This window comes from Mycobacterium sp. NGS56 (assembly GCF_059812425.1).
Window position 1 is genome coordinate 121,072 of sequence record NZ_JCALCQ010000013.1, and the last position, 7,471, is coordinate 128,542.

The window sequence follows — 7,471 nt, forward strand, 5'->3', positions numbered from 1 at the left end:
TTCTCAAGACGGGATGGGACGTGACCGAGCCGGCAGCGCTCGTCTTCGAGGAACGGCGATTCAGCGTGTCTGAACTCGACGCGTTGGCCGACGGATGGGCCGCCAACCTGGCAAAAGACGGTGTCACCGCGGGTAAGCGGGTCGCTGTCATGGCCTCCAATCGGCCCGAGTTCCTTGCCGTCGTCCTCGCAATCTGGCGACTGGCTGCCACCGCGGTGCTCGTCAGCCCCGCGTGGAAGCGCGACGAGGTCGACCATGCGCTCGCGCTGACCAACCCCGAGCACGCCGTCGGGGACCACCCGGTGCTGGCCGCTTTGATGCCGATGCTGCACTTGGACGAGCCCGCCCCGGCCGCGGAGCCGACAGCTGGCGCACCGCCGCCCACCAACGATGCGGCGCTGGTGTTCAGTTCCGGCACCACTGGCCTGCCGAAGGCCGTCCGGCACACCCACGCCTCGCTGGGTGAGGCGGTACGGCACTGGCGCCAAGCGTTGCAACTGACGCATCACGACCGGATCCAGGTGGCGACACCGCCGTCACACATTCTCGGGCTGTTGAACCTGCTGACCGCGTGGGAGACCGGCGCCTGGGTGCGGCTGCATCGCCGGTTCGACATCGACCGGGTGCTCCACCACATCGAAAGTGACCGCATCACAGTGGAAATGGCGGTCGCTCCGATCGCACAGGCCATCGCCTCGCATCCCGGCCTCGAGTCCTATGACCTGTCGTCGCTGCGCTACATCATGTGGGGGGCCACGCCGGTCAACACCCACGTCGCGCAGACGGTGACGCGGCGCACCGGAGTGCGTTGGCTTCCGGCCTACGGAACCACGGAATTGCCTGTCGTAGCGTGCAATCCGGTCGCAGGTTCGCGGCTGGACACCGTGGGACGAGCCGTCCCCGGGGTGGACCTACGCGTCGTTTCACTCGAGACCGGCGAGCCGGTCGGTCCGGGCGAGGTCGGCGAAATCCAGGCCCGGTCTGCGTCGCTGATGGCCGGATACCTGCCGGCCGAAGCGACTTCCGAGGCTATCGATGACAGTTGGTACCGCACCGGGGATGTGGGCTGGCTCGACACCGGCGGTTGGCTGCGAATCACCGACCGGCTCAAAGAGATGATCAAAGTGCGCGGATTCCAGGTCGCTCCAGCCGAAATCGAGGCGGTGTTACACGGTCATCCCGCCGTCAAAGACTGCGCGGTGTTCGGCATTCCCGACGAACGCAACGGCGAAGCCGTCGTCGCCGCGGTCGCGACGTCCGAGCCCGTCGATGCGGCCCAACTCACCGCCATGGTGGACGAAAGACTGGCGTCCTACAAACGTCTGAGCCGGGTGGTGTTCGTGCCAGACATTCCCCGCCTGCCCTCCGGCAAGGTGCTGCGCCGCGCGCTGAAGGAGCGTTATGGATGTACGTCTGACAGCTGAACAACGGCAATTACGTGATGCCGCCGCCAAGCTCGCCGACGATCTGGGGCCCGCAGCGGTGCGGGATCTCGATGACCAGACCCGAATTACGCGTCTGGACAAGCAGATCGAGAACACCGGCTGGCGGTCGTTGCGTTCCGACGGGGCCTCCGGCGTGGAGGTAGCGATCGTGGCCGAGGAATTCGGCCGCCGCCTGGTTGACACGCCCTTCCTCGGGCCTGTCCTCGCCGACGATCTGGGCCGCCACGTCGGCGCGGACGTATCGGCGGCAACGGTAGCCGTCGACAATCGAGTGATCGATGCCCGCGGCGCCAAGCGCGCCCTGTCGCTTTCGGGCGGCGCAGTCCTTGCCGTCGGTGTGCAGGCTTCGCCGCAGAGCGTCGACCTCACCCGGGCTGACGCCACGATCGCAGGATCCCCGGAGACGTTGGGGGACGTGTCTTCCGAGATCGCCGAGCAATGGCGGGCCCTCGCGCTGGTCACCACGACGGCGGACTTGGTCGGTGTCGCCAGGGGCGCGCACGCCGTCGCCTGCGACTACGCCAAAATCCGTGAACAGTACGGTCGGCAGATCGGCTCCTATCAAGCCATCGCCCACCTGCTGGCCGAAAGCCTGGCGCTGATCGAGGGTTCGGTGAGCGTGTTGCGCCATGCCGCGTGGGCGGCCGATGAGCTCGCTCCGGTCGAAGCCATTCGGGCCGCCCAAATCGCCAAGGTCTACTGCGCGCGCGCCACCCGCACCGTCTGCGAGACCGCCATCCAGGTGCACGGCGGTATCGGCAACACCTGGGAATGCGTGGCACATGTCTACTTGCGCCGGGCGCTCACATCGACCGAGCTGTGGCCGGTCGCGTTGAAGGAGATCGATCTTGGACTTTCGTGACTCACCCGATGAAGCCGCCTTCCGGGAACGGCTGCGCACGTGGCTTGCCGCGCACGCCAAGGAGTTTTCCGGCTCGGGCGACGAGTATTGGGTGCGCATGGCGGACTGGCATCGCGCCCTTTACGAGAACGGCTTTTTCGGCCTGTCCTGGCCACAAGACTGGGGTGGCCAGGACTTGGCGCCGGTCTATGACGTCATCGTCGATGAGGAGCTGGTTCGCGCCGGTGCGCCGCCGCGCCCCAGCGTCGGTTACCTGGTCTACGGCATCGGTGCACACGCCAGCGACGAGCTTCGGAAGCGCTTTCTGCCCGGCATCATCAACGGCACCGAGCGCTGGTGCCAGGGCTTCAGCGAACCGGGTGCCGGCTCGGATCTAGCGTCGTTGACCACCACCGCTCGCCTCGAAGGCGACAACTATGTGGTGAACGGGCACAAGATCTGGACCAGCTACTCCGACGTCGCGGACCGGTGTCTGTTGCTCGCGCGCACCGACCCCGGGGCCAAGCGCCACCGCGGCCTGTCCGCGTTCGTCTTGGACATGAAACAGCCTGGCGTGCAACAGCGCCCGCTGCAAATGATCAACGGGGTTACCAACGAATTCGGCCAGGTGTTCTTCGACGATGCGATGGTGCCGACGGACCGGATGGTCGGTGCTCCCGGCGATGGCTGGGCCGTCGCCATGACCGTCGTGGGGCACGAACGCGAGCCCTCCACGCTCGGCTATGCTGCGCGCTACGGCAAGCTCGTCCGAGAGCTGTTGTCGCGCAACGAGGGCGAAGCGCCCGAAGAGCTGGCGTGGGCCGCGGTTCAGTCGCAGATGCTGACCCACCACGTTCGGCGTCGGTTGTCCGAACAGCTCGATGGGGTATCGCACGGATCGGGAGGCTCGCTGGACAAGCTGCTGATGACCTGGGTCGAACAATCCGTCGGGCATGCGGCCCTGGCCGTCGCGGGAACACGCGATCCCGATCTGCTGAGCGCCTACCTGTACAGCCGGGCGCAGAGCGTCATGGGTGGAACATCACAGATACAAAAGAACATCATCGCTTCACGAATCTTGGGATTGGGAGTCTGACGTGTACGACATGCCTACCGAAATCGACGTTCAGGCCGACGGCGCACTGCGCATCATCACGCTCAACCGGCCGGATTCGCTCAACTCGGTCAACGACAACCTGCACGTGGGGCTCGCCCGATTGTGGCAGCGACTCACCGACGACCCCACGGCCCGCGCCGCGGTGATCACCGGCGCCGGCAGGGCGTTTTCGGCCGGCGGTGATTTCACGTACCTCGAAGAGCTGGCCAACGATGCTGAGTTGCGCGCCAAGACCATTCGCGACGGACGCGAAATCGTGCTCGGCATGGCACGTTGCCGAATTCCGGTGGTGGCGGCGGTCAACGGCCCCGCCGTCGGACTGGGCTGCAGCCTGGTAGCACTCAGCGACATCGTCTATATCGCCGAGGACGCCTATCTGGCCGATCCGCACGTGCAGGTGGGCCTGGTGGCCGCCGACGGTGGACCGCTGACCTGGCCGCTGCACATCAGTCTGTTGCTGGCCAAGGAATTCGCCCTCACCGGCACCCGCATCACCGCGCAGCGGGCTGTCGAACTCGGATTGGCCAATCACATTGCCGATGATCCCGTTGCCGAGGCGATCGCCACGGCCAAAAAGATTTTGGAGCTGCCGCAGCAGGCGGTGGAGAGCACCAAACGGGTGCTCAACATTCATCTGGAACGGGCCGTGCTCGCCAGCTTGGACTACGCGCTGTCGGCCGAGAGCCAATCCTTCTTGACCGAGGACTTCCGGGCAAACGTTGCGAAATTCAATGCAGCCAAGAGGAACTGAGGTTACTGCACTCCAACAGTCTTAGTCGTCCTGCCGGCGCAGGAAGTCCCGCACCACCGCATCGAACTTTTCCGGCTCCTCGATGAACGGCATATGAGCGCTGGCTTCGAACAGCTCGAAACGGGAACCAGCTATGCGCTGGTGCATATCCCACATGTGTTCGGGCACGCATTCGTCGTACCTACCCGCGAGCAAGATTGTCGGCACGGTGATTTCATGGAGCCTCTCGACCACATCCCAGTTGCGGATCGTCCCCACGATGTGAAAGTCGCTGGGGCCGAACATGGTCTCGAAGATTTCGGCGCCCATGTTCCGGAACGCATCCTCGAGCTCGCGCGGCCAAGGGCGTACCCGGCATAGGTAGGTTTCGTTCCAGGTGCGGATGGCGGCCTGATACTCGGGCGCGTGCGTGCTGCCCGCGGCCTCATGCCGGTCGATGGCGGCCTGGGTGGCCGGATCCAGCTCGGACTTCAAGCGCGCCACCATCTTCGCGAACTGCGGGATGGAGGCGATGCTGTTCGAGATGATGAGACTGACGGCTCCAGATGTCGCATCGAGCATGTACTGCTGGGCCATCATCCCACCCCACGAATTGCCGAAGACGTGGAAGCGCTCCAGCCCCAACTCCCGTACTACAGCATCCATTTCGGCGATGGACCGGTCCATGGTCCAGAGTTCGGCGTTCGACGGGCGCTCGGAGTTCCCACAGCCGAGCTGATCCCAGAAGACGACCTCTCGTTCGTCAGCCAACCGTTGCAGGGAGTTCAGGTAAGTGTGGGGTAGACCGGGGCCGCCGTGCACAACCAGAAGCGGAAGACCCGGCCCGGCGCCAACCCGTTTGAACCACACATTCCCGCCGGGGACCGCGATCGTCCCTTGCGGTTGAGTCATTCACCCTCCTGGCAAACCGTTGCGGACGATGCTCCTATGGAGTGTAGGCATGCGCGCCCGGGCGCCCTCCTTGCAACTCATACTCTCGAGTTGAGAGAATAATGTTCTCATGAATGTGCGGATCTCTCTCGGAGTTCCGCACTTGCTCGTTGGACTGGAGAAGCCCCGTGCCTGAAGCCGTCATCGTGTCCGCACTGCGCACCCCCATCGGCACCGCTCGCAAGGGGACTTTGCGTGATACCAGCGCTTTCGATCTGGCGCACCATGTGGTTACCGAAACGGCAAGAGATCTGGACCCAGCGCAGGTCGACGATGTGATCCTGGGCGAAGGGCTCTACGGGGGCGGCGTGATCGCCGGCCACGCGGCTATCACGGCCGGACTGTCCCACGTCCCCGGCCTGGCCAACAACCGGCACTGCGCGGCCGGGCAGGCGGCGGTGCAGAGCGCGGCGGCAAGCGTGCGCGCCGGGATGGACGAGTTGATCATCGCTGGCGGTGTGAATGCGGCGTCGACGTCTCCGCGCAGCCGCCTGCAGGTGGACGGTGAGTGGGTCGACTGGTTCCCGCCGACCCATCCGAACCGGCTCGACGCGCCGAACATGGACATGTCGATCACCGTTGGCTGGAACGCCGCGGTCAAGGCCGGCGTGAGTCGGGAGGAGATGGACGCCTGGGCGCTGCGGTCACACCGCAATGCCATCGCCGCCATCGACGAGGGCCGCTTCAAGCAGGAGATCGTCCCGATCGAGACGCCGCACGGCCTGTTCGCGGTCGATGAGCATCCGCGGCGGGACACCACCATGGCAAAGCTAGCCGCGCTCAAGCCGCTGCACCCTGAAATCGAGGGATTTTCGATCACCGCCGGCAACGCGTGCGGGGCCAACGACGGTGCGGCCGCGCTGGTGATCGCCAGCAACCGGCTGGGGCTGCCCGCGCTGGCCACCATCCGGTCGTGGGCATCGGTCGGGGTCGACCCGGCGATCACCGGGCTGGCACCGGTGGAGGTGATACCGAAAGCCCTTGACCGAGCGGGACTTTCGGCCTCGGACGTGGATCTTTTCGAGATCAACGAAGCCTTCGCCGCGATGTGCGTGGCCACCGTCAAACTGCTCGAGCTTGACCCCGACAAGGTCAATGTCAGCGGCAGTGGCTGCTCGTTGGGCCACCCCGTCGCGGCGACCGGAGCCCGGATGCTGGTCACCCTGGTGCACGAGTTGCGCCGCCGCGGGGGTGGCATCGGCGTCGCGGCGATGTGTGCGGGCGGTGGAATGGGTTCTGCGACGGTAATCGAGGTGCCGGCTCCATAATGCGTACATGATCATTGCCGATCTGATTGCCCGCGCGCGCAACGGATCTCCCCGCGCGGCCGGTAGGCTTCTCAGCCTCGTCGAGGGCGAGCAGCGCGACGAGGTCCTGGCGGCCATCGGCCCCGCGCCGCAGGGCATGGGGCCGGTCGTCGGCATCACGGGCCCGCCGGGCGCGGGGAAGTCGACGACGGTCGCCGCTCTGGTCGCCGCGTACCGAGAACGGGGCTGCCGGGTGGCGGTGTTGGCAGTAGACCCATCGTCCCCGTTCAGTGGGGGCGCGCTGCTGGGCGATCGAATCCGAATGGCCGCGCATATCAACGACTCCGACGTACTCATCCGTTCGGTGGCCACCCGTGGGCATCTGGGCGGCCTTGCGGCCGCGGTTCCTGCGGCCATCCGGTTGCTGGGGGCGATCGGATACGACGTGGTCCTGCTGGAGACGGTGGGGGTGGGACAGTCCGAGATCGAGATTGCTGCCGTCGCCGACCCGACCGTCGTCATCCTCAATCCCGGCGCGGGCGATGCGGTTCAGGCCGCCAAGGCGGGCGTGCTCGAAGTCGCCGACATCGTGGCGGTCAACAAGGCGGACCGGGACGGAGCCGAACAGACGGTTCGGGATCTCCGGGCCGAAACCAGCGCGCCCATCGTTTCGCTGATCGCCCACCGCGGTGAGGGCATCAAAGACCTGATGGCGGCCATCGAGGACCACCGCCGCACCGACAGCCGCGCCCGCAGGCTCGCCCGCGCGCGAGCGCAGATTCTCTCGCTGGCGCACACCCGGCTGCGTAGCCAACCCGATCTGGACCGGCTCGCCGAGGCGGTGGTCGACGGCGACCAGGACCCATACACCGCAGCCGATCAGCTGATTTCACCTTCTTCACCGCTAACGGACTGACGGCGCGTTTGTCCGCGATTGGGGGACGGCCTTCATCATCTTTGCGGCCGATCGGCGGACGTGCGTCGCGTGCTATCGCCCTGAGTTGAGGTTCAAACAGATCACTTTGGTTCGGGTTAGCGTGCGCGCCGGTGTTGCTATGCGTGTCGTGTTCGAATCTTTCAGCGCATCAACTCATTTGGGCTTTGATCCGGTGCTGACGATTACCGGCGGCGGTGAATTCC

7 protein-coding genes are annotated in these 7,471 nt (G+C 65.8%); 6 read left to right on the plus strand and 1 reads right to left on the minus strand.

Annotated elements, in window-relative coordinates:
- Positions 1–20 precede the first annotated feature (20 nt).
- The 4 genes from AC5Y4F_RS23235 to AC5Y4F_RS23250 are packed head-to-tail and all read left to right on the plus strand — an operon-like array spanning position 21 to position 4,154.
- Complete coding sequence (locus tag AC5Y4F_RS23235) at positions 21–1,424, plus strand: class I adenylate-forming enzyme family protein (protein WP_067929822.1); 1,404 nt, start codon at positions 21–23, stop codon at positions 1,422–1,424.
- Entirely contained in the window at positions 1,402–2,307 is a 906-nt protein-coding gene (locus tag AC5Y4F_RS23240) for an acyl-CoA dehydrogenase family protein (RefSeq protein WP_067929821.1), read from the plus strand. The genes AC5Y4F_RS23235 and AC5Y4F_RS23240 overlap by 23 nt, the downstream gene beginning before the upstream one ends.
- Positions 2,294–3,382 carry an acyl-CoA dehydrogenase family protein gene (locus AC5Y4F_RS23245; RefSeq protein ID WP_067929820.1) on the plus strand — a complete coding sequence of 363 codons (1,089 nt, stop codon included), beginning with the start codon at positions 2,294–2,296 and terminating at the stop codon, positions 3,380–3,382. Before AC5Y4F_RS23240 ends, AC5Y4F_RS23245 begins: the two co-directional genes overlap by 14 nt.
- 1 nt (position 3,383) lies before the next feature.
- The gene (locus AC5Y4F_RS23250; RefSeq protein ID WP_067929819.1) at positions 3,384–4,154 is read left to right on the plus strand and encodes an enoyl-CoA hydratase/isomerase family protein; all 771 of its coding nucleotides are present in this window, start codon (positions 3,384–3,386) and stop codon (positions 4,152–4,154) included.
- 21 nt (positions 4,155–4,175) lie between these two features.
- Here the strand turns inward: AC5Y4F_RS23250 and AC5Y4F_RS23255 are convergent, their stop codons facing one another.
- Positions 4,176–5,045 carry a proline iminopeptidase-family hydrolase gene (locus AC5Y4F_RS23255; protein WP_499998925.1) on the minus strand — a complete coding sequence of 290 codons (870 nt, stop codon included), beginning with the start codon at positions 5,043–5,045 and terminating at the stop codon, positions 4,176–4,178.
- 167 nt (positions 5,046–5,212) lie between these two features.
- Here AC5Y4F_RS23255 and AC5Y4F_RS23260 point away from each other — a divergent pair, with 167 nt between their 5' ends.
- The gene (locus AC5Y4F_RS23260; protein ID WP_499998927.1) at positions 5,213–6,352 is read left to right on the plus strand and encodes a thiolase family protein; all 1,140 of its coding nucleotides are present in this window, start codon (positions 5,213–5,215) and stop codon (positions 6,350–6,352) included.
- 7 nt (positions 6,353–6,359) lie between these two features.
- Entirely contained in the window at positions 6,360–7,247 is an 888-nt protein-coding gene (meaB, locus tag AC5Y4F_RS23265; protein WP_067929816.1) for a methylmalonyl Co-A mutase-associated GTPase MeaB, read from the plus strand.
- Positions 7,248–7,471: the final 224 nt, after the last annotated feature.